This window comes from Nostoc flagelliforme FACHB-838 (assembly GCF_014698065.1).
In the GTDB taxonomy this organism is placed as follows: Bacteria; Cyanobacteriota; Cyanobacteriia; order Cyanobacteriales; family Nostocaceae; genus Nostoc; species Nostoc flagelliforme_B.
Genome location: NZ_JACJSI010000043.1, coordinates 26349 through 48789 on the forward strand (window position 1 = coordinate 26349; position 22441 = coordinate 48789).

The 22441-nt window shown below is 41.0% G+C and carries 16 protein-coding genes and 1 pseudogene; 12 read left to right on the top strand and 5 right to left on the bottom strand.

Going from position 1 to position 22441, the window contains the following annotated elements; translation table 11 throughout:
• Positions 1-161 precede the first annotated feature (161 nt).
• Entirely contained in the window at positions 162-545 is a 384-nt protein-coding gene (locus tag H6G97_RS20460; protein ID WP_190942525.1) for a DUF4346 domain-containing protein, read from the top strand.
• A gap of 91 nt (positions 546-636) precedes the next feature.
• Here the strand turns inward: H6G97_RS20460 and psb32 are convergent, their stop codons facing one another.
• Positions 637-1377 carry a photosystem II repair protein Psb32 gene (gene psb32, locus H6G97_RS20465; RefSeq protein ID WP_190942526.1) on the bottom strand — a complete coding sequence of 247 codons (741 nt, stop codon included), beginning with the start codon at positions 1375-1377 and terminating at the stop codon, positions 637-639.
• A gap of 404 nt (positions 1378-1781) precedes the next feature.
• Between psb32 and H6G97_RS20470 the strand changes: the two genes are divergently transcribed.
• From H6G97_RS20470 to H6G97_RS20480, 3 genes are all read left to right on the top strand, one after another.
• Positions 1782-2147, top strand: coding sequence for a hypothetical protein (locus H6G97_RS20470; RefSeq protein ID WP_190942527.1), 366 nt, complete (start codon positions 1782-1784; stop codon positions 2145-2147).
• Positions 2148-2191: 44 nt separating this feature from the next.
• On the top strand, positions 2192-2335 hold the full coding sequence (locus H6G97_RS20475; protein WP_190942528.1) for a hypothetical protein: 144 nt from the start codon (positions 2192-2194) through the stop codon (positions 2333-2335).
• A 75-nt stretch (positions 2336-2410) separates the two neighbouring features.
• Positions 2411-3448, top strand: coding sequence for an AI-2E family transporter (locus H6G97_RS20480; protein WP_190942529.1), 1038 nt, complete (start codon positions 2411-2413; stop codon positions 3446-3448).
• A 141-nt stretch (positions 3449-3589) separates the two neighbouring features.
• Here the strand turns inward: H6G97_RS20480 and H6G97_RS20485 are convergent, their stop codons facing one another.
• On the bottom strand, positions 3590-4576 hold the full coding sequence (locus H6G97_RS20485; protein WP_199349502.1) for a hypothetical protein: 987 nt from the start codon (positions 4574-4576) through the stop codon (positions 3590-3592).
• Between the two features lie 120 nt (positions 4577-4696).
• Here H6G97_RS20485 and H6G97_RS20490 point away from each other — a divergent pair, with 120 nt between their 5' ends.
• Positions 4697-5257 (top strand): hypothetical protein, encoded by a 561-nt coding sequence (locus H6G97_RS20490; protein ID WP_190942530.1) that lies wholly within the window; start codon positions 4697-4699, stop codon positions 5255-5257.
• A gap of 18 nt (positions 5258-5275) precedes the next feature.
• Here H6G97_RS20490 and H6G97_RS20495 read toward each other — a convergent pair.
• Together H6G97_RS20495 and H6G97_RS20500 are read right to left on the bottom strand one after the other, a co-directional pair.
• Positions 5276-5614 (bottom strand): annotated as a pseudogene (locus tag H6G97_RS20495) (acyltransferase family protein); the annotation flags it as partial.
• Positions 5615-5628: 14 nt separating this feature from the next.
• Positions 5629-11295: an alpha-2-macroglobulin family protein gene (locus tag H6G97_RS20500; RefSeq protein WP_190942531.1), complete on the bottom strand. Its 5667-nt coding sequence runs from the start codon at positions 11293-11295 to the stop codon at positions 5629-5631.
• 482 nt (positions 11296-11777) lie between these two features.
• Here H6G97_RS20500 and pbpC point away from each other — a divergent pair, with 482 nt between their 5' ends.
• Positions 11778-14150 (top strand): penicillin-binding protein 1C, encoded by a 2373-nt coding sequence (gene pbpC, locus H6G97_RS20505; protein WP_190942532.1) that lies wholly within the window; start codon positions 11778-11780, stop codon positions 14148-14150.
• A gap of 75 nt (positions 14151-14225) precedes the next feature.
• On the opposite strand, the gene H6G97_RS20510 is transcribed toward pbpC, so the two are convergent.
• Entirely contained in the window at positions 14226-15155 is a 930-nt protein-coding gene (locus H6G97_RS20510) for an NmrA family NAD(P)-binding protein (protein WP_190942533.1), read from the bottom strand.
• Between the two features lie 229 nt (positions 15156-15384).
• On the opposite strand from H6G97_RS20510, the gene H6G97_RS20515 reads away from it, so the two are divergent.
• The 6 genes from H6G97_RS20515 to hisS all read left to right on the top strand — a co-directional run bounded on the left by H6G97_RS20515 (position 15385) and on the right by hisS (position 21989).
• Complete coding sequence (locus H6G97_RS20515) at positions 15385-16158, top strand: red chlorophyll catabolite reductase (protein WP_190942534.1); 774 nt, start codon at positions 15385-15387, stop codon at positions 16156-16158.
• A 32-nt stretch (positions 16159-16190) separates the two neighbouring features.
• On the top strand, positions 16191-17246 hold the full coding sequence (locus H6G97_RS20520) for a nitrilase-related carbon-nitrogen hydrolase (RefSeq protein ID WP_190942535.1): 1056 nt from the start codon (positions 16191-16193) through the stop codon (positions 17244-17246).
• A gap of 76 nt (positions 17247-17322) precedes the next feature.
• Positions 17323-18741 (top strand): aldehyde dehydrogenase family protein, encoded by a 1419-nt coding sequence (locus H6G97_RS20525; RefSeq protein ID WP_190942536.1) that lies wholly within the window; start codon positions 17323-17325, stop codon positions 18739-18741.
• Positions 18742-19072: 331 nt separating this feature from the next.
• Complete coding sequence (locus H6G97_RS20530) at positions 19073-19450, top strand: DUF6632 domain-containing protein (RefSeq protein WP_190942537.1); 378 nt, start codon at positions 19073-19075, stop codon at positions 19448-19450.
• 578 nt (positions 19451-20028) lie between these two features.
• The gene (locus H6G97_RS20540) at positions 20029-20475 is read left to right on the top strand and encodes a DUF3598 family protein (RefSeq protein ID WP_190942538.1); all 447 of its coding nucleotides are present in this window, start codon (positions 20029-20031) and stop codon (positions 20473-20475) included.
• 125 nt (positions 20476-20600) lie between these two features.
• On the top strand, positions 20601-21989 hold the full coding sequence (gene hisS, locus H6G97_RS20545; RefSeq protein WP_190942539.1) for a histidine--tRNA ligase: 1389 nt from the start codon (positions 20601-20603) through the stop codon (positions 21987-21989).
• Positions 21990-22441 lie beyond the last annotated feature (452 nt).

Here is a 22441-nt window from a genome sequence, read left to right on the forward strand (position 1 = left end):
GAGAATTTTGATTTTGCACAAAGATGTGTGTACACCGTAGGAATTGAGGTGAGGACTTTCGCAATACCGTTAAAGAATGCTAAAGCAGAAGGTTAAGGACGAATTACACTTGATATAGAGTGTAAAACGGTGAGAAAAGAAATTTTCTTTTTATAATGCTTATGGATTTAATAGTTGAAGATTTAGCCGCAATTGATGATAAACTTTCCCAGCGTCATATTGACCTTGATCCCGGTGGATATTTCATTATTTACTTGGATCGAGAAGCAGGCTTAATTTATGCCAAGCATTTTACAAATGTGATTGATGAACGTGGTTTAGCTGTCGATCCAGAAACAGGGAAGGTAATTCCGGCGCGAGAAAAGGTAGAACGAACTTACACTACAGTTTTTAGCGCTAGGACGGCGAAAGAACTTTGCGTGAAGATTTTTGAAGAAACTCAGCCCTCTCCTGTAACCCAATTAAATCATGCAGCTTATTTGGGTCGAGAATTTGTTCGGGCTGAATTGGCTTTAGTCACAGGACAAGAGTATGTTCAGGATTGAAGTTAAAAGTGAAAATTTAGGAGTTAAGAGTTAAGAGTTAGGAGTTATGAATTTCAACTCCTAACTCCTAACTTTATCCTTGATTCTCCCATTATCCATCAGATGATGGCTGATTTATCTGATAAATGTAGTAAGTCGCCATTGGGATAACGGTGGCGGCAATTAACAATCCTACTACCCAAGCAGTAGCGTTACCTTGGTCGGTTTCTTCTGCTTTCTTATAGGTGCCTTCCACCTGCACAGTGTCAATTATTTGGGGTGGCCCTGGATCGGCTTTGCCGGAGAGGACGGCGACAAGGCGATCGCTTGCATCTATAAATGCCTGGTTGTATTTGTTACCATTGCGTAAGGGCACACTGACTGTTTCAGTAGCTATACTCTCAGCAATAGAGTCTGTGAGCAAAGGCTTGACTTCATCCCCAGTAACAATGGCAGTACCATTGGTAACTGTATCAATAACTAATAAAGTTTGATTAGCTTGGGCTTCTTTTGTCGGAAACCATTTTTCAAATAGTTCTTTGGTGAAGCTTTGGGGTGTTTCACCATAATCAAGGCGGCGAACAGTCACAATTCTGACTTCTTTATTTGTTTGCTTTGCCAAATCCTCGAAAGCGCTGCTAATTTTACCTTCATTTAGACGGCTAATGACTTCACCTTGATCCAAAACCCAGGTGTCATTCCCTGCTGTGAGGCTAGGTATTTGATACACACCTGTGGCTAAAGCAGGTGCAGCAAACAGCGAGGCTACTACTAAAATAACCGTTACCAAAGGTATAATTAGCCGGATGAGAGGTTTTTGACTGCTAAATACTTGTTTGAGGAGCTGTTTCATCGTGTAAACCTTAAGACAGACTTGCACCAAAAATACTACAGAATCGCTGCAAAAATCACCTCGTTCCTGGTTTTCTCTAGTATAAATTTTCTGCTACTGCCAGCAGATAGATATATATTGTACGGGATATTTTGATAGTACAAACTTGTTTTGGGTGCGGCTGTACTTATTGACTGGCGTTTACACCCTTACTAATGACAAGAAATACCGCCCATTTTGGGAATTAACCCAAAGGTTTAGGGCGGAATTGCAAACCATCTAGAAATCATATCGTATGATCAAGTATATTTTTTCATCTCTGCAAGTATTTTTTCCTGCTATACCCATTACACATCTGATGAAAAAGAATGTAGAAACGTAGCAGTGTTAAGTCTCTACAAGGATTTCAGGTAAAGCATAAATTGATGGATATGTCTATTTATGAGCGATATCTGCGTCTTTCTGGTATTTTAGCTAAATCTATATCAATATACATGACTATAATTTTAACTAACGATGACGGTATTGATGCCCCCGGTATCCGAAGTGAAAGGAAAAGCTATTCAATAGAAGAGGCGCAAGGAAATATTTGGATTTATATGTCAAATGATGAGACTTCCTTAATCTTAGAAGACATCCCACGAATCCCTGAGTTTACCGATCAAAGCCACCAAGCCGTTGAGTCCATTCGCTTTCCTTGTGATCTTGATCACGCCGTAGTAGAATTGATCGATCCTGCTCATATTGCTTTCGTTCACCAAGGTGGTGGTGGCGTTCTCCTCAAACACTAAAGGAGGTAGTCAAAACCTTTGAACCATCTTTGTACGGCTTTACCATGCGAAAGCACCCACTAGAACAACAAACCTTGTTCTATCGCCTGATTGGACGCAATCCACAGATTGAAATCTCATTCCGTTTACCGGGAATTCGTATTGAGCGGGTGTCCACTGATAAACATATAGTCTGTAACTTAACATGACTAGTTAACTTTATTTACGCCCACCTACTTAAGTTTTCAATAAGCATTGGTAATATTAAGTTAAATCTTTTGAACATGAATGATGTTAATATCAAAAAGCTCTGGGATCAATTAAATAATGCAAAACTGATTCGCTATGTATTACTCTTTGCACTTGGTTGGGGAATTGTCCAACTTTTGAGTTATTTTGCGACAGTAATCGTTATTTTTATTTTTGCAGGTATTCTAGCATTTTTACTCAGTTATCCAGTCCGATGGTCAGAGCGTTTTTTACCACATAGCATTGCAGTTATCATAGTTTTTTTACTTAGTCTACTGATTCTGATAGGGTTGATAGCTACACTGGGTTTTGCAATTTTATCTCAGGGTCAAGAACTGGTTAATCAAGCGCCTAAATTCCTGGATTCTGTCATTGCTCTATTAGAAACATTACAAGGCTTGTTGAGAAATTTAAATTTCCAAGTTGATTTTCAAGCAATAGAAGAGGAACTCAGAAATCAGGTATTATCATTCATTGGTAGTGGTTTAGTCACTATTCAAGGTTTACTATTTAATTTTATAGATTTGGTTTTGATAGCAGTTGTAGCTTTCTTTATGTTGCTAGATGGACAAAGAGTTTGGAATTTTATTTTAAAACTTTTTCCGCAAAATTTTCGTGGCAAACTAACCGTAGCAATTCAACAAAACTTTTTAGGCTTTTTTTGGGGCCGCTTATTGTTATCTTTGTTTTTTGGAATTTCACTATTTATCGTATTTATTGTTTTGCAATTACCTTATGCTTTATTTTTGGCAGCGATCGCCGCTATATTTGATTTAATTCCTGGCATCGGGGCTACAATTGGAATTACTCTAGTTTCTCTAATTGTTTTACCTCAAGGAATTTGGCTGAGTATACAAGTATTAATTGGTTGTGTCCTCCTGCAACAAGTAGAAGAAAATCTACTTATGCCGCGAATTATGCAAGGCTCAATCAATATGAATCCAGTCTTTATGTTCTTTGCCTTATTAGTAGGGGCTAAGGTTACAGGATTGGTAGGAGTTTTCTTGTCAATTCCCCTGGCAGGAGTATTAATTAGCTTGTTTAAGATTGAAGAGATGCAGGGAGGGGGTTGAAAAATTCGGGCGTTGCAGAACAGTGGGATGAATTGGAACAAGGGACTTCCAATTAAAAAAATATCCCATCACTTTGAGGGCAGGGGAGAAATTTTAGACGCGGCTCAATCATCCCGCAAAATTCCAAAATAACTTAATTATTTACTTAGAAGGTGTGTTGACAGAAGACCAGATAGGGAGTTGATTTATCTGTTTCACCATTAATTCCGCGTATGTCGTACCATCATTTTTAGCAACCTCTCTACCGAAATAGTTCTCTTCTCCCTGATGCTCGTGGGGGCCACTATTGTAAACTGTATAGCGATTTTCACGACGAGCGCGATTGTAGGGAGAACCCACAGTCCACCCCCATCGGGACGGAAACACTATTCCGCCAATATTCTCAATCCAGTCTCGTTCTCCCCGAAAGTGGTAAATATGCTTTGCAACATCAAAACCTTCGTTTCCATCAAATACTCCTCCAAAGGAAACTACAGTAATTTCCACGGGAAGCCATTTGTCGATATAGGGAGCTGTACCTAAAGCTACCTGAGCGCCGCCGCTTGTACCCATGAGAATTAGCTGAATTGGCTGTTTTGAGGATGTGGGAATAGGTTGCTGTTTCTCCATCTGTTCAATGATTGTCAGAGCGATCGCTTGGTTGTAGATAGGCCCATAGCGATTATCGGCGGAGACAGCCATTCTCCAGACATTACGGGCTTCTAGTACATATCTGGTTAATTCTAACCAACCCTCTGCCTCCTCTGTAACGTTCCACAGAAATTCAAATACCTTTTGTCCACCAAGATCCTGATTGGCGGCTGAGTAAGGAAAAACATTTCGTACACTTAAACACTGGGGTTGATCTTGCTCTAGACGATCTAAAAATGCTTCTTCTCTAGGAGATACCTCATTTTTTTCAGCCCCTACTCCCGGCAAAAAAACAATGTAGCAGTGACTTCCTCCAGAGGTCAGACTAGAATTACTATCTTCACCATTAACTCGGTTGGTAAGCTCTCTAGTTTTTCTATCTAGCTTTGTTGATCCCCTGTCTAACCACCATACTATAGTTCCTACGGGAGCAAAAGTACCCCAGATTAATAAGAGGAATCCTGCAAATAGCAACAGCTTGAATCCTCCATTTCGCATCTACAAAAGGAGTTTGCTAATAAATTCGGGCATTCAAATTTTAATGGTTAAACTGTCACCTACGAATCACTTCTAACTGAGAATATTGAACTAAGTCACCAATCTAAAGAAGGATTTGTTGTGAGAAACCAGCCATCAACCAATGGGATTAGGAAAGTGCTGTGGGATGTATTAGCTCTGAACGCGAACTTTTACGAAGATGCTCGCAGATACCCAAAAGCAGTTAAAGTTGCCCAAGTGATTGTGATTTTGGCTGCGATCGCTCATGCTTTGGGCAGTGTTGTCATTCCATTATTAGCTCAAGTAACATTACCACTATTATTACTGATCTTTGCCGTCAATATTCTAAGTGTAGTAGTTGGTTACTACTTTTGGACGTTTAGCATTTGGAAAATTGGACAGCAGTTGCAATTACCTATTCATACTTATAGAGAACTGCTGATTCCTATTGGCTTTGCCTATACTCCCCAAATCCTCAACTTTTTTACAGTGATTCCCCTTTTGGGAAGACCAATTGAAATTGGACTGTCAACTTGGAGCTTGCTAGCAGTAATTGTAGCCATTAAACGTGGTTTCAATATTAATTTGGGAAGAGCGATTTTAATTTGTTTATTTGGCTGGCTAATTGTAGAAATTGCCATTGGAGTAATTCAAGTTATAATTCAATGGCTGATAAATTAGATTATTTATTCATGAATTCTAGTTACTAGGGCTAGTAATTGCATCTTTGACTTTCCGTTTTTTTAAGAAATTAGACATAAATGGCCGCTCAAAGAATAAGTAAAACCAGTAAGCAATGATGAGTGACATTACCGTACCCAATAAGTATGATGCTGCTGCAAAGATATCTGGGGAAATTGGTAGGTAAAACAGGAAGTAACGCACGAAAACTAAGACTGGGCCATGAATCAGATAGAGGCTATATGAAAATGTACCAAGTGCGATCGCCCAAGGGTGCTGTAATATTCGTAATACTAAGGATGGCTCTTTGCCCTCAATTATCAACTTGGTTAAGGAAATAAATTTAGTGCAGCTAAAGATGGCATAAATAATTACTTTCTATCTTCCAATATCAGCGTAGACTCAGCAGTACGCCCAAATTCTTCTGGTGCATATTGCAGGTGAACTTCTGCACCAGGCCAAGAAAATGTACCAGGAGTAACAGAACGCACTAAGTAATGCAGACTATAAACTCCTGGTTCTAGGTGGTTGGCGTAGGCGATAATGCGATCGCGGTAGATATTTCTAAACCCAAGTTCCCAGCTATCAGCTTTTGCTTGTAATGCAGCTGTGGTAGTTTGAAAACTTGCATCCACTGCCTCAAAACCTGATGGTAACGGATCTTTAATCACAAGATGATCCACAGGATAATCGGCAATGATTTCTAAACCAATATCAAACACCTGTCCAGAGGCTAAAGTCAAGGGTTTATCGAAAGCGTAAAGACCTGTTTTTTGTAAAGCTTTCTCTTTATTTACTTGACCAATTTCTCGTGTTATGCGTAACCCATTAAATCTGCCTGGTTGATTTCCCTGCAAGCGATAATTATAAGCAACCAGATAGTGCAAAGTGCCATTACCTGATTTTTGCAGCGTTAAATCATTACGCCCACGAGGTAATAGATTCATCGGCACAATTAGTTGTAAGCTAGGATTTGTATAACCTTCAAACCGATTTTCTGCTAACTTATTACCAGCTAATTGCACTGTGGCAACAAAATTAGGCGGTGTAGGTTGCAGTTGGCTATATTCTACCAAAGCTGTTAAAGCTTGGGCATTATTATAGTTAGTTTGCCATGTGCCATTGCGTCGCAATGCCAGAAGACTTTGGAATAATTTATCTATAACTTCGGGTTTACTTTGTTTGGCAATAAACAAGCGTAAAGCTTGCGCTTGCGTCGTCGTAGATGAACTCATCCATCCCCAACTGTTGGGTAAACTCACAACTGCTGTGCGACCAGTTTCATATATACTCTGTTGCAGCTTGTTTACTAATTGTTGAGATTCATCTTGCCATTCTGGGAATTGAGATAAGTATCGCGCCAGTTTAATTTGAGTTACTAAATCAAAATTATTGCGCTGTTCATAAATATCTGCAATAAAAGTATTGCGTTTTTCACCCAGTTCTGCTAAAGCAATTAAAGCATTAAGTTGCAGTTGCCTTTTACATGGTACTTGTTTACAAAAATCGTATTCTCCAGGATTCGCCAAAACTTTTTGCAGATAAGTTTTGAGGCGAGGTAGCATTGCAGAATCGACTAAATTAGGAAACACCTGACTAGCTTTAACCAAAGATTCACCCGCATAAGAAGAAACCCAAGGGTCAGATTTTTCTTGTTTGGGGAAAGCAGCAAAACCACCATCTGCTATTTGGAGTTTTTGCAATTGTTCAATAGCTTTTTTTGCTTGTTGGCTAGGATTGAATTCTGAAAATGTTTGACCATATTTTTGTGTAAGATTTTGTAGATTAGCCGCAATTATTAACTGACTCGCCGCTGGTTCTGTAAAAGGTAAATCATTATCTTCTAAAACCTGCTTCGCTGGTGCTTGAATCTCGGGAATTAAGGTACTCGCCAACTGAATATCTAAACCTCCCGCATTAGGGAAGGTATTTTTATCAACATTCAAGGGAATTTTTACTTGTTTTTCAGTAACACCAGTTTCAACGACTTGTTCTGTAATTTCAATTGGCTTGATTTCCAAAGGAACTTCAAAAGCATCTGCGGCTGTACCATTTAGTTGAGTGGTAAAGCGAACTTTCCCAACTCCCACGCTATCCGCCACCATTGGAAAGCGATAAGCGTGAGTTGCGGATTCAGCTTTGGTTTGCAAAGCAGTAGCTGTGGGGTTTTTCTCAGCAAACTTCACGTTACCGCTAAGTTCGCCATTAATTGAGAGATTTCCTGTATTCCCAGTGTTATTAGTTACAGATAAACCAGCAAGGATGCGATCGCCTGGACGGGCAAACTGTGGCAAGATGGCATTAGTTAGCAGTGGCTTCGTGGTGATAAACGTCGCATCCCCATTCCCGAAACGCAGATTTCCATCAGTGGCGACAGCCATCACCCGCCATGTAGTTAAATCATCCGGGAGTTTAAAGGTTATCTGTGCATTACCATTCGCATCGGTGACAAGAGAACCGTTGTAGTAAGCTAAGGCTTGAAAATCGGTGCGGGTACGAGTATTGGCTGCACCAGTTGACAAACCACCGCCGTAACCCCAACCTTTGGGTTTTGTTACATCTTGTGGTTGTAATATGACATCTGGACGATTATCGCTAAAGCGGGTAGATATCGGCTGCTCTGCATAAACCGTATCTACTAAGTCTGGGGGACGATAACCAGAAAGTTGTAACACTGCCTCATTTACCACCATGACTGTAAATTGTCCTTTGGTGGGATTGCCTTGATTATCCTTCAGTTCTAATTGTACTGTTTCCTCCGCACCAGGTTCTAATGATGCTTGAACTGGCTTAACTTGCAGTTTTAAATACTTATCTTCTAAGTTAACTTTAAAAGGTGTAAAACCAATCTTCACCAAATTATCTAAACTTCCCGCTTCCACTTGGTTTATCGGTTTACCTTGTCTGACTAAGACAGCTTCAATGGCTGCATTTGGCAGCATTTCTGGCGTGACTTTAAACTGAATTTGTGGTGCGCTTCCCTGAGTTTTGGTGATTTGCTGATAAAGAGGTTTGTCTTTAATCACAGCAAAGTACAATTCTGCATCTGGATAGGGAGATTGAATTAGTACAGTAGCGGTTTCACCAGGTTTAAACTCTTTTTTATCTAGCTGAATTTCTAAGACATCTTTTTCTTTAGAACCCCAAAATACTGGATTTCCCCCAGTTGCCCAAATTTGTAAATCTGTGGCACTTGATTCGCCTTTGGCATCACTAAAATTAACTCTAATTCGGTATGAACCAGATTCCGGTGCTGTCAAATTTACCGATTGCGGATTACTAGCAGATGTAATTTCTGCTTGTCCTACTGTTTTATATTCAACTTGATTTTTTGGAGTTCGGCTACCTTCCACTAATTGCGTGACGCTGCTGTATTTAATTTGTTGTAATTCCAGCCGCACCCGTTGACCTGTTATCGGTTTTCCTGTAGGGTCAGTAACAATCACTTCAATGGGAAAAGCCTTACCAGCATCAGCGACGAAATTACTTTTTAACCCGATAAGGCGATTACTTGGTAAGGCTGTAAAAGTTTTGGAATTCGCTACAGATAGATTAGAAACATCTGCAACTTGCACATCCACCCGGTAAGCCATCGGATATGGTAAATCATTAGCCACATTCACAGCTTGACTACTTTTACCATTAGCATCTAATTGGGCATTAGTTTGTAAGACATCACTAGATATAGTAGGGGTTTCCTCTGGCCATAACCATTGCCTACCAAAAGTAAATTCCTCCCAACCTTTAGGGACAAAATTAGCCTGTTGGCGAGTAATAAAGTATTTTGCTTCGCCACCTTCTACAGGCGCACCAAATAAATAATTACTTGTCGCATTAATATTAACTTTGTCGTCAATGAGAGCGAATTCTTTATCTAAGTTGAGTTCGACTTTAAAATTGGGTGGCTTAAACTCAGCTACCCGAAATTCTCCAGAAATTTCTTGCCCATTCTTCCCCTTAGCCTGGATTGTATAATAGCCTAAGCGCTGAGTAGTTTTGATTGGCAGTTCTAGAGAAAATGTACCAAATTCATTTGTAGTTTGTGTACCTAAATTAATCTTTTGCCCATCAGGATTAACCAAAGTTAATTGGTAAACAGCATTTTTATCTTGTTGGATTGCACCATTTTGCAAGAAGTCAGCAAAACCAGTCAACCAAGCTTTTTCTCCTGGTTGATATAACTGTCTATCTGAGAAAATTACCCCGCGTGATTCAGGTTTCCCAACTTGCCAGCCTGCATCAATACCATATCCATAAACGCCGCTATATTCTTCAACTCTGGCAAATGCCCAATCTTGATTTTCACGGGCAATTACTAATAATTGTGGTGATTTACTATAACTTTCATTTCCCGAATAACATTGCTGTAATCCTTCACGAAGAATAGTAAAAGTTCCATTTTCATCAGTTTTACCCGTTGCACAAGGTACAGGTTCAGGGCGAGATTTAGCCTGTAACTTTGATTGATAAATTTCCACAGCAGCCGCTTGAACTGGCGAACCATCTGCAAGATGATTGACGCGAATTAAGCCTGACTCAGGAAACCACTGAGTAAATATGCCCAAATTCGTCAATTCAACCATGCCATAAGTTGTAGGTTCACGCCACAGTTCCTTCCCATTCTCCTGATATTTATTAGTACGGGCTTGCACTCCATAAGCTAACATTCCCGTAGCTGCACTTATTTTTTCCCGCAGAGGAACCGCAATATCAACTGATTGATTTTTTTTACCCGATACCTTAAAACTTTGCCAATCAGAAGGTTGTGGTAATAAATCACTACCATTATTAAAATAAACTAAATCTGTCGGTTTAACTACTTGATAAGCTGCTTTGTACTTAGATTCTGGCAGATTTCCCGTACTAATATTTAGCTGTAAATCTTTACCTGTGGGGAAAATATTCAAATCTGAGGGTACCCAAATATCCCCAGCTAAATCTCCAGTATCATATTTTAGTGTGACAGGTTTACCCAAAGTTTGCCCAAACTTATCTTTGAGATTTCCGCCGATAGTAATTGTATAAGTCTTGGCAGGTTCTAGTGCATAAGGATTGATGCCGACAATTTTGTCTTCATCATTTATTTGGATAATTCTCGAAATTTCTTTTGGTGGCGGATTAATAGTAATATTTTCTTTAGCTGAATCTGGCAATAAGACGTTATTAAATTCTAGCTGTGGACTGCCTTTAATAAATCGTCCAAATGTTCCACCTGCATCTGGCTGTCCGTAAAAGTTAATTTTTTGAAATGCTAAAGGCGAATAAGTTGCTAGCTTACTGGCAAATTCTTTTTCTGTAGGTAAATTACCATAAGCAGGGCGGATTCCGGGAGAAAATACTAGACGATAAGGAGTTGCTTTTTCAAGATTTTGCTGGGGGATGAGGTTATAAATCCAATTGCGTGCTGAAGGGTCAAATTTTTCTAAAGGTTCTTCATCTTTTAATAGTTTTTCTTCTTTGTTTAATTCAACTTTAAAACCTGTACCTTTATTTTTACCTTCAGGAATTAACTGTAAATGTTCTTGTACAGAAGCTAAATCCAATTCGACATTTGAAGTAAACTGTAATTTCTGTTGTAAATCAATTGGTTCGATATCAGCCTTTTCAATGGGATTTGCACCGGGTAAATTAGTCAGTTTGATAGATTCGGTATTAAAAGTCCAAGGTAAATCTTTGTCTAAGCGATGATTTTTTAAATCGGCTAAACCTGTTTTGAGGGTAACTTGAAATCTTGTCGCTATTGGCAATGATTTTTCGGCTTGAAAACCCACCATGCGCGGTGTTAAAAAGCGAAATTGGCCGGGTAAAGGTGGCCAAAGGGCAAACTTTTCTAATATTTTCTGCTGTTCTGGACTGTCGAGACTTTCAACTGGGATTAAAGCTTCTTTAAAACGAATGCGGATTTGGTTAAGAGATTTTGTATCTCCAATGGGACTAATTTGTTCAATCCAATCTGGTAGTTTAGGCGGGGTGAGTGCGGATACTGTTGGGAGTTGTTCTTTACCTGAGTTGATACCAAAAAAATTACACCCTACCATTCCTAGCAGAAATGTAAAAAGAAGAAGATACTGTATTTTTCTTTTCTGGCTTGAAGAATGACTAATTTTTTTTAACAAACCGCCAAGTACGCTAAGAACGCCAAGGAAGAAATAGAGAATTTTATGGTGGAAACGCAGTAAAAATCTGATTATCATCTTTCTAGTAATTAAAAATAAAAATTTGCATTCCCTCATAGAGTGAGCAATCCCAAGACTAATAAAGGACGCAATATGGCTAGTTATTTATACCCACGTTGTGGATGTAACCTATGTTTATTTACATAGATAACTAATCCAGTGTTATTGTTCCAATAATCACTACAATTCTTAACTATGAAGAAGTATTTAAGTTCTGCAAATATTAATTTATATCTGCTAAGTTAGGAAAAATGAATTATTAAGTATTTGACATACTTACTGATGTAGATACAATAATCTCCGCGTCAAAATTAAAGTAAGTTTTCTTGGGCAGGGATTCCCTGATGAAACTAATTTTACGATCGCTACTCAAAATTAAGCGCACTAGTAAGGTTATCCTGGCTGTGCTGGTAATCTGTCTGGTTGTACGTCTACTACCTTATTTTGCGCCCATTCGTGCCGCAGACATTGCCCAAAATCAGTTGGCAATGCAATTTAGCGATCGCAATGGTTTACCATTAGGAACATTACTCACCCGTGACCAAGAGCATACATCAGTAGTACCGCTAAATCAGGTTTCGCCCCAATTTATCCACGCTATTTTAGCCGCCGAAGATGGCAGCTTTTATCATCACGGGGCGTTGGATATGAAAGCTATTATCCGTGCCAGCAAAGAAGCCATCCACGCCAAACGAATTGTTTCTGGCGCTTCCACAATTACTATGCAGTTAGCCCGGATGTTAGATCCTGTACCGCGTAGTTTCTCTGGTAAAATGAGTGAAATTTGGCTATCTTGGCGGTTAGTAGCAGGGATGAACAAAGATGAAATTCTCTCTGCATATATCAATCGGTTGCCAATGGGAGGAAATATATATGGTGTGGAAGCAGCCGCGCAGACTTATTTTTCCATCCCAGCTAGTGAATTGAATCTTGCTCAAGCTAGTTTGTTGGCTGCTATTCCCAATAATCCTACATACTTTAATCCTTACCAGCATTGGGAACGGCTGAAGCAGCGACAAAAATACGTCCTTAATCGGATGGTACAGGAAAAGTATATCATTGGTGCGATCGCAACCCGAACATCCGCCGAAAAAGTTGTGTTTCAGTTTAGCCAACGGGGAATTACCGCCGCACCACACTTTTTATTTTGGTTAGCCAATCAAATCCCCCCAACCCCCCTTGAAAAAGGGGGCTTAATCCCCCCCTTTTTAAGGGGGGTTAGGGGGGATCAATCCATTATTCGCACCACGATAAATCGCCCTTTACAGCAGTTTGTCGAAGCACAGGTGCAACAGGTGATTTCTTCTCTCACCACCAACAATGTCCATGATGCAGCTGCGTTGGTAATTGACAACCACACTGGCGAAGTTTTGGCTTATGTTGGTTCCCCTGATTACTTCAACGAAGCCAAACTAGGACGCAACGATGGAGTGCAAGCGCTACGTCAACCAGGTTCTACTCTCAAGCCTTTTGTGTATGAATTAGCTTTAGAAAAAGGTTTAATTCGTCCAAATACCATTTTGGCAGATGTACCCGCCCATTATGCAATTCCCGGCGCGAAACTTTATAGCCCCACAGATTACACCGAAAGCTTTCTTGGCCCTGTGCGGGTGCGAATCGCTTTAGCAAATTCCCTAAATGTCCCCGCAGTGAGGGTTTTAGAAAAAGTAGGCGTGGTAACTTTCTTAGAACGATTGCATCAGCTGGGCTTTGAACACCTTAATCAAACTCCAGAACATTACGGTTTGGGTTTGACTCTCGGTAGTGGCGAAGTCAGTTTATGGGAACTAGCTAGAGCTTACGTTACTATGGCACGACTCGGAGAAGCTACGCCCCTAGTAAGCACATTTTCAGATTCCCCAATCCAAAATCCAAGTTGCGCTGAAAGCGCACCAAAAGTGCGACCTAAAATCCAAAATTCGACGACAATATGGCAATTAATCACCAATATGCTTAGTGATAACCATGCTCGTGCAACAGCATTTGGTGTGGACTCAGTGTTAAATTTACCTTTCCCCGTTGCTGTTAAAACTGGCACTTCTTCTAATTTTCGTGATACTTGGACAGTCGGCTTCACCACAGATTACACCGTCGCAACTTGGGTAGGCAATTTCAACGGTGAACCGATGCGACAAGTTTCAGGTGTGACAGGCGCAGCACCCTTGTGGAATCGGATTATGTTACATCTGCACGAACATCAAGAACCAGCAGGCTTTCCACCTCCAGAAGGTTTAGTGCAGCTACCTGTTTGTGCAATTTCGGGGTTAAGACCAACACTAGATTGTACATCAGTGGTGCAGGAATATTTTTATCCAGAAGATAAAAGTAATTACGAAGGTGAAAATCAATTTAATTTGCCACCAGAGTATGATGAATGGCTGGCAAAACAACAGCAATTGAATTTTACTTCTACCAATTTGAGAATTTTATCTCCACATAATGGCGATTTATTCTTAGTGTATCCAGGTGAAGAAGAGAAGCAAAAACTCGAATTTAAGTTAACAGGAAATAAATCTGCGCCTGTGGAATGGTGGCTAAATGGGGAAAAACTAGATACAAACTCAGCTAATTCTTTATTTTGGAATTTGCGTCCTGGTAAGTGGACTTTGGAAGCGCGAAGCGGGGAAATGACCGACAAGGTAAGTTTTCAGGTGGAGTTAGCAAATCTTAAACCTACGCGTCGAGGATTTTCTATTAGTACTACAACATCCAAGTAAAAAGTCGGAAACTTGTGATTGTGAACTTCAAGCTTCGCTCTTAAGGCAAACTTTTGCCGCAGTGTACTAATCCAATCACAGACTCTCGTAGGTGAGTTCCGTATTTGCCCAGTTGGTTTCTGCCAAAAATTCTCTAAATGTGGTCATAATTCCAGGAAACTCTTCTTCTCGTAAACGCCAGACATCGGCTTGATAACCTTGCTTGCGATACCACTGAATCAAATCGAACAGTTCCTTTTGCAGCAAGAGTAAGAAAATCCAGGCGGGTGTCTCTTTGTAGACAACTTTCATCCCCTGCGCTTGGGAGAATGCCTCTGCCATTTCAAGAGGAGTTAGCACATCGCCAGCTAGCTCAATTTCTTGACTAATATACTTAGTGGGATGTTTAATTACGTAAGCAGCAACGCGGCCCATGTCCTTTGTTGTAATTAGATGAAGGGGCTTGTTTGGTTGAATGGAAAATGGGAAACTACCTTTGAGGATGGAAGGTCGCGTGTACTTCTTCCAAAACTCTTCCATAAACAAGCAAGCTCGCAACATGGTAGTCGGTAAGCCAGCTTCTTTAAGAATTTTCTCTACTTGATACTTTTGCTCTATGCGGGGGATTCCTGAATTCCTATCCGCCCCACCTGCGGAATTGTAGACAAAGTGCTTAATGTCAGCCTGTTTTGCTACTTGTGCAACTCGCCTTGCTCTCTCCACCTCTAACGGGTCAATTTTAGTAGAGTCCGCAGAAGTAGCGTGGCAGTAAACAGCCGAAATCCCTGCAAAGGCTGCTATGAGTGAGGTTTCATCCTTGAGGTTGGCTTTTACCAGTTCAACTCCGGCATCGTTGAGCTTCGCAAGAGTTGGACGATTAAGGTCAATTTCTCTAGTGATGACTCGCAGGTTAGTAACTCCCTGTTCGAGAAATCCCTTAACGACATTTCCACCTGTGCCGCCAGTAACTCCGATGAGTAAGATTTTATCGGTGTTTGACTCTGTGCAATCGCGGAAATTTGACATTCTCTCTTCTACCTGGAGTTATTTATTTAAATTAAGTTTATCCAAAGACAATAGAAGCAAACAATAATTGAAGAAGAATTCAGAAGTCAGAATACATCCGTCTGAATCACGGTGCAAGATGTAAATTAATCTAAGAACAACTCTCACAGAAGCTAGATGCTTGTGTTTTGTTTTGTTTTGACATTATGCTTTGTTTGTATTCATTATCTCAAAAGGGTATATACAAACAGTGCTTGAGCAGCAACCTAATGTAGACAGTAGAACCTTATTTGAACAGTTATGGAGTTTGACAAACGAACTCCGTCAGAAAATAGATGCTCGTTTTGAATTACATCCAGACCCTTCTGTAGAAAATTTACAGCAATACAGCAGTCTCGATGGCAATATCAAGGGTTCGCTCACCGCTTTTTCTGGGAAAGAAATTGATTGGCTAGTACATTCGTGGCTAGGAAACCCTGAAAAATCAACCTTTAGTACTATGCGTCTCACCACTTGGTTGAAGTCGCATATTCAAGTTCCTCATTTGGCCTTTGAGTTTGGCACACTTCCAAATGGAAATATCTTATTTTATATAGATTACATTGCCCGAACTGAGCTTTTAACCGATTTGGCATATCTCGATCGCTACTATGAGCCACTTAATCAAACATTCTTAAAGTTACAAGAAGATTCGCGCCTCAAGGTATTTACCAGCAAAAGTCTGTATCTTCGATTATTTCAATCGCCTGTTAAATTGTGCTACACAGGCGCACCTACTTTTGAAACCCTCGAACTAACTCGCACACTTGCACACGAAACACTCGATCGCTGGCTAACTTGGATAGATGCAGCTGAACCTGTGCCAGAAGATGCACGCACCGCTTTAGCGGCTCGTGATTTGGCACTACGCCGTAACGGTGCTGAACGCGATCCAGGTAATAAATTTGTCGCACAGATGTTTGGTGTTGAGTTGGCAGATAAAATTGTGCGATCGCTCTGGGGTGGCGATCGAATTAGTCATTAGTCATTGGTCATTTGTCCTTAGTACCATGCCCTATGTCCACTAATCTAGAATCATTCCGCGCTTTGGCACTGCAAGTTACCTGTCATGCAGTCAACCAAACAAATGATGCCTCCGGCGGGCTACGCCTACGGCAAGAAGCGCGATCGCTCATGCAAAACTCCATCAACCGACTAGCACAACAAATTGCTGCCAGTATCGCTTTTATCGGCCTCGATTGTCGTTTAATTGTACTGCCAGAATATTTCCTCACCGGTTTCCCGATGGGAGATACTCTAGCAGGATGGGCAGAAAAAGCTTGTATAGAAATGGCTGGTGCTGAGTATGAAGCCCTTGGTAAAATTGCCCAAAAGCATAAAATCTTTTTAGCTGGTAACGCCTACGAAGTTGACCCCAACTTTCCCGGATTGTACTTTCAAACCTGCTTTATTCTTGACCCCTCTGGCTCAATTGTTTTGCGATATCGGCGGCTAAATTCCTTATTTGCTCCCACACCCCATGATGTTTGGGATAAATATCTTGACTGCTATGGTTTAGAGGGAGTTTTCCCCGTAGCCAAAACGGAGATCGGTAATTTGGCAGCCTTAGCATCAGAAGAAATTTTGTATCCAGAAGTGGCGCGGTGTCTAGCGATGCGAGGAGCGGAGATTTTTGTCCATTCCACCTCGGAAGTATACAACAAAAACCTCACACCTAAAGACGCGGCAAAAATCACTCGTGCCGTCGAAAATATGGCATACATAGTTTCAGCTAATACCGCAGGCATCGCTAATATTGCCATCCCCATTGCTTCGGCTGATGGTGGTTCTAAAATCATTGACCATCGCGGAATCGTAATAGCAGAGACAGGTGCAGGCGAGAGCATGGCAGCATTTGCAGAGATTGATTTAGCAGCATTACGCCGCGATCGCCGTCGACCGGGGTTAAATAATTTACTTTCCCGCCAGCGATTTGAACTATACGCCCAAAGTTATCGCCAATCACACTTTTACCCCGCTAATACTATGCTGGAAGGAGAAGTAGACCGCAAACACTTCCTCCAAACGCAGCAAGCCACCATTGAGCGGTTAGCCAAACTGGGAATTATTTGAATGGGGAATGGGGAGTAGGGGGAGCAAGGGAAGAATAACTATTAATTATTGACTAATGACAAATGACCAATGACAAATGACAAAAACAATAGAAGTCCGCAATCCCCGAACTGGCAAATTTGACTATGTAATTATCCCACCGCCTCCGAGACTGGTGGTACAGCAATGTAAGCGCACGCGTAGGGCACAAATTCGCTGGCAGCAGTTGGGTTTAGAGAGGAGAATTGAAGCTTTACAGCAGTGGAAGAAAGCGATATTATCTGGACGCGATCGCCTTACAGAAGCTTTGGTAAATGATACAGGAAGATTGTCAACTTCTGTATTAGAAATAGATTCCTTCCTCTCTAGCATCGATCGCTGGTGTAGGTTAGCACCAGAATTGCTGCAAGAATCTACAAAAAATACAGCCATTCCCTTTATCGCTTTGCAACAAACATCGGTTCCTTATCCCCTAGTTGGGGTAATTAGCCCGTGGAATTTTCCCCTGTTACTGTCTACCATTGATACCATTCCGGCATTGTTGGCGGGTTGTGCTGTGATTGTTAAACCCAGTGAAATCGCTCCCCGCTTCGTAGCACCAGTCAAAACAGCACTCAACGCCGTTTCTGAATTGCGTGATGTTTTAACTTTTGTGGAAGGAGCAGGCGAAACTGGATCTGCTTTGATTGAAAATGTAGATTTAGTATGTTTTACAGGCAGTGTAGCCACGGGGAGAAAAGTTGCACAAGCGGCTGCTAAACAGTTTATTCCAGCTTTTTTGGAATTAGGAGGAAAAGATCCTGCGATCGTTTTAGAATCAGCCAATTTAGAATTAGCAACCTCAGCAATATTGTGGGGTTCCGTCGTCAACACCGGACAGTCATGTCTCTCAATTGAGCGAATTTACGTTGCAGACTCCATATTTGAAAAGTTTTACCATCAACTAGTAACCAAAGCACATCGCCTTCAATTAGCCTACCCCACAGTCGAAAGTGGAGAAATTGGCCCCATCATCGCCGAAAAACAAGCAGCAATTATTAGCGATCATCTCGTAGATGCAGTGGAAAAGGGAGCAGTAATTCACTGCGGCGGCGTAATAGAAGATTTAGGTGGCGGTTGGTGGTGTCGTCCCACAGTACTTACCCAGGTTAATCATTCCATGAAAGTGATGACCGAAGAGACTTTCGGCCCCATTATGCCAGTGATGCCTTTTTCCACAGTAGAGGAAGCAGTATCTTTAGCCAATGACTCAATTTATGGATTAAGTGCTGCTGTGTTTGCCTCGGAAGCCGAGGCCTTAGAAATTGCCCAACAGATAGATGCAGGTGCTATTAGTATCAACGATGCTGGACTAACTGCCATCATGCATGAAGGAGAGAAAAACGCCTTCAAATTCTCCGGTTTGGGAGGGTCACGCATGGGTGCGGCGGCGCTGAAACGATTCATGCGAAAAAAAGCTATTTTGATCAAAACTAACGATACTAATGACCCTTGGTGGTTTGGAAATGGGGAGTGACCAATGCCATCATCACTATGTAACTCATTAGCTTAACCAATGGCGATCGCTTCTGCCACAGTTTCGTCTACGATAACTAAAGCATCTGGAAGAACTTTCATAGTTTTGGTTCACAATACGAGGCCATTTGTTCAGAACACAAGTCTGTTGGTTCACTTGGTCAGTGGTGTGGTGTTGAAGTATGGCAAAGACATTGGATCAACTTTAAAACCAAGAGGAACATCAAGATTCCTAACACTCCTAAGTTGAAGTGTCACTAGTGAGAATAGTATTACAAATAGGCATTCCATTAGTAGAAACTACTCTGGAAAAATAGTGTGAGGTTATAGTAATGGATGAGCAGCATCGGTACTTGCAAATCGCGCTTGTTGTTGGAATTGCTTTTATCCTGGTCTATCCGTTGATGAAGGTCTGGCCATCGGGCTGGTCATGGCAACCAGGTCAATATGAATACGAACAGATGATCGTGGGTGTTTATGCGACGCTCGGTGTCTTTTTACTATGGGCTTCTCGAAAACCAGAAGTGCATCTCAGTTTAATCTGGTTCACCGTCTGGTCGAGTTTTGTCCACGGGCTGATCATGGCGGTACACGCAGTGATTGACCCGGCAGAACGTGGACACTTGTTCGGCGATGTTCCAGCATTGATCTTGGTAGCAATTGTCCTTGGTTTCCTAGCATCACGCGAAGTAGCGCCAGTGCATGAATGAGCGCGGCATAGCAAATTAAATGCAGTGGATAGAGTTATCTGCCTCCAGTAAGTTTCGTCGCTATACTACGGTGAATGATGCTCATTGCTTTTAGTAGGCGTAGCCCAACCCAGGCATCGCACTCTTGAGAAGATGCGATCGCATCGTCCAATTTGGCACTTTCATGTTTTTAGAATTAGGAAGTTGCCTTCAAAGTATTAAAAAAATCTATAGGTCGATTTCTACAATAGCGTTACACTCTATAACGGACTAAGCCTTTATGTAGATTCTGTAGCGCCTGATGAACCTAGCCGATATCCTCAAAGACTCAAACTACAAACTGTCGCTTTGCTACGGCGGAAATTGAGCAGTTAGAGCAGAGCATTACTCCCAAAGCAACCAAAAGTGGCGAAGTGCCTTATATAGTTTGTTTGGTGCGTCAGAAGGCAATTAAGCTGACACCAGAGGAAGCAATTCGGCAGCTATATTTACAGGTTTTAAATCAACGCCTATAAAAGACTCTGGTTGTACAGCGAGAACTTTTCCCGATTACTTTACTCGATTTTTCCAAATGTTAGAACAATAGAAGGTGAATTGCAATGTCTAATATTCGAGAAGGAATGCCCGTGCTTGCTCGTCATGAAGGAGATTGGGTAGGAACTTATACATTAATTGATACAGCAGGAAAAATCCTTGACAGTCATGAGTCTCACTTAAGTTGTCAATTTCCAGAAAATGGCCCTCATTCCTACTACCAAATTAATCGCTACAAATGGTCTGATGGTAGGCAAGAAGAGCATAAATTTCCAGGAAGCTATAAAGATAATAAACTCTGGTTTGACACCGATCGCATTGACGGAAAAGCCTGGGAAGCCGATGATTCGATTGTTATTTTGTGGTTTAGTTATAAGACAAACCCAGAAATGAGCTTATATGAAATGATCTACATTAGTCCTGACAATAACAATCGTGCCCGCACTTGGCATTGGTTTAAAAACAATCAAATCTTTCAACGCACCCTAATTCAAGAAGAACGGGTAAGATAGTAATTTCTCCCCTCAAAGATAAACGCTTATTATTCTTCAGTCCGTGCAGGCGGACTTTGTTTGTGTAGCTACGACTTCTAATCGTTAGACTTTCATCTCAAATTTCAACTTAGTAAGGTATACGCATGGCCAAAGGTGACAAAATAAACTTCTCTACCCCTAGCGGATTTCCAGAATTTCTTCCTAGCGAAAAGCGTCTAGAATTATATTTACTAGATATCATCCGTAGAGTTTTTGAAAGCTATGGATTTACACCTATCGAAACACCTGCTGTAGAACGCTTAGAAGTGCTGCAAGCTAAAGGTAATCAAGGCGACAATATCATCTATGGCATTGATCCCATATTGCCACCGAATCGCCAAGCTGAGAGAGATAAATCGGGCGAAACTGGTTCGGAAGCAAGAGCTTTAAAATTCGATCAGACAGTTCCTTTGGCGGCGTATATTGCCCGTCACCTGAATGAATTAACCTTTCCCTTTGCCCGCTACCAAACAGATGTAGTTTTTCGTGGTGAGCGGGCAAAAGATGGGCGTTTTCGCCAGTTTCGCCAATGCGATATTGATGTAGTTGCTCGTCGTGAACTCAGCTTGCTCTATGATGCTCAGATGCCTGCAATTATCACTGAGATATTTGAAGCAATTAATATTGGTGATTTTCTAATTCGCATCAACAACCGTAAAGTTCTTACTGGTTTCTTTAAATCATTGGGAATTGCTGAAAATCAAATTAAATCTTGTATTGGGATTGTTGATACTTTAGAAAAGATTGGTGAAAGTAAGGTAAAACAGGATTTAGAAAAAGAAGGAATTGCAGCAGAGCAGGCGCAAAAAATCATTGAATTTATTAAAATTGACGGTTCGGTTGATGACGTATTAGATAAGCTTAAGCACCTCGCTCAGAATCCCCTAGAAACTGAGCAATTGAGCTTAGGAGTTAGCGAATTAGAAACGGTAATTACAGGAGTGCGTAATCTCGGAGTTGCCGAGAATTGTTTTTGTATTGATTTATCAATTGCGCGTGGTCTTGATTACTATACAGGCACAGTTTATGAAACAACCCTATTAGGACATGAAGCTTTAGGTAGTATTTGTTCTGGCGGTAGATATGAAGAATTAGTTGGGGTATTTTTGGGCGAGAAAATGCCTGGTGTAGGCATTTCTATAGGCTTAACTCGCTTAATTAGTCGCTTGTTAAAAGCTGGTATTCTAAATACCTTAGCTGCGACACCAGCCCAGGTGATGGTAGTGAATATGCAAGAAGATTTAATGCCCACTTATTTAAAAGTTTCTCAACATCTGCGTCAGGCGGGAATTAACGTTATCACTAACTTTGATAAGCGTCCCTTGGGTAAACAATTTCAATTAGCAGACAAGCAAGGAATACAATTTTGCGTAATTATTGGTTCTGAAGAAGCAGCTGCACAAAAATCTTCGCTCAAAGATTTGAAAACAGGGGAGCAAGTAGAAGTGTTACTAGAAAATCTGGCAGAGGAAGTTAAAAGAAGGCTTACTTAAAATTTTTCTTATAAAGTAGCAACTGTCTATGACGATGTGTTACAGCTTCCACCTCACACACTTGAACTTATTTGGAAGTCCTTTATGAGTTTGTCGGATTTACCTAATCTTTGGGTTCCTCTAGCACTTTTAGGCTTAATTGTTATAGCTGCTGTATTTTTCAGCCGCAGCAATTGATATTGTGATGGAAATTGGCTAGTGAAAGTTGTTGTTGTCTGCGTAGGCGTAGCCTGCCGTTCGCGTAGCGTCTTGTAGAGAAGGCATCGCCTACTTCATTCTTACGCGCACCCTCATTTCTCACCACGGTAGGGATTAGACTCTAGTGATCGCACTCGGTGCAGACTTAAAAGGAAAAATATCGATGGGATTCTATGCTACAGCAATTCCACTTGCCTTTGTGAACTCATGGTTTGCCTGCTTATTATACGTTCTGGTTGCTGTTATGTAGCTCA

Coding starts and splice junctions, on each gene's coding strand:
- H6G97_RS20460 (WP_190942525.1), top strand. CDS start 162: ATGGATTTAATAGTTGAAGATTTAGCCGCAATTGATGATAAACTTTCC.
- psb32 (WP_190942526.1), bottom strand. CDS start 1,377: ATGAAACAGCTCCTCAAACAAGTATTTAGCAGTCAAAAACCTCTCATC.
- H6G97_RS20470 (WP_190942527.1), top strand. CDS start 1,782: ATGGATATGTCTATTTATGAGCGATATCTGCGTCTTTCTGGTATTTTA.
- H6G97_RS20475 (WP_190942528.1), top strand. CDS start 2,192: ATGCGAAAGCACCCACTAGAACAACAAACCTTGTTCTATCGCCTGATT.
- H6G97_RS20480 (WP_190942529.1), top strand. CDS start 2,411: ATGAATGATGTTAATATCAAAAAGCTCTGGGATCAATTAAATAATGCA.
- H6G97_RS20485 (WP_199349502.1), bottom strand. CDS start 4,576: ATGCGAAATGGAGGATTCAAGCTGTTGCTATTTGCAGGATTCCTCTTA.
- H6G97_RS20500 (WP_190942531.1), bottom strand. CDS start 11,295: ATGGTAGGGTGTAATTTTTTTGGTATCAACTCAGGTAAAGAACAACTC.
- pbpC (WP_190942532.1), top strand. CDS start 11,778: ATGAAACTAATTTTACGATCGCTACTCAAAATTAAGCGCACTAGTAAG.
- H6G97_RS20510 (WP_190942533.1), bottom strand. CDS start 15,155: ATGTCAAATTTCCGCGATTGCACAGAGTCAAACACCGATAAAATCTTA.
- H6G97_RS20520 (WP_190942535.1), top strand. CDS start 16,191: ATGTCCACTAATCTAGAATCATTCCGCGCTTTGGCACTGCAAGTTACC.
- H6G97_RS20525 (WP_190942536.1), top strand. CDS start 17,323: ATGACAAAAACAATAGAAGTCCGCAATCCCCGAACTGGCAAATTTGAC.
- H6G97_RS20530 (WP_190942537.1), top strand. CDS start 19,073: ATGGATGAGCAGCATCGGTACTTGCAAATCGCGCTTGTTGTTGGAATT.
- H6G97_RS20540 (WP_190942538.1), top strand. CDS start 20,029: ATGTCTAATATTCGAGAAGGAATGCCCGTGCTTGCTCGTCATGAAGGA.
- hisS (WP_190942539.1), top strand. CDS start 20,601: ATGGCCAAAGGTGACAAAATAAACTTCTCTACCCCTAGCGGATTTCCA.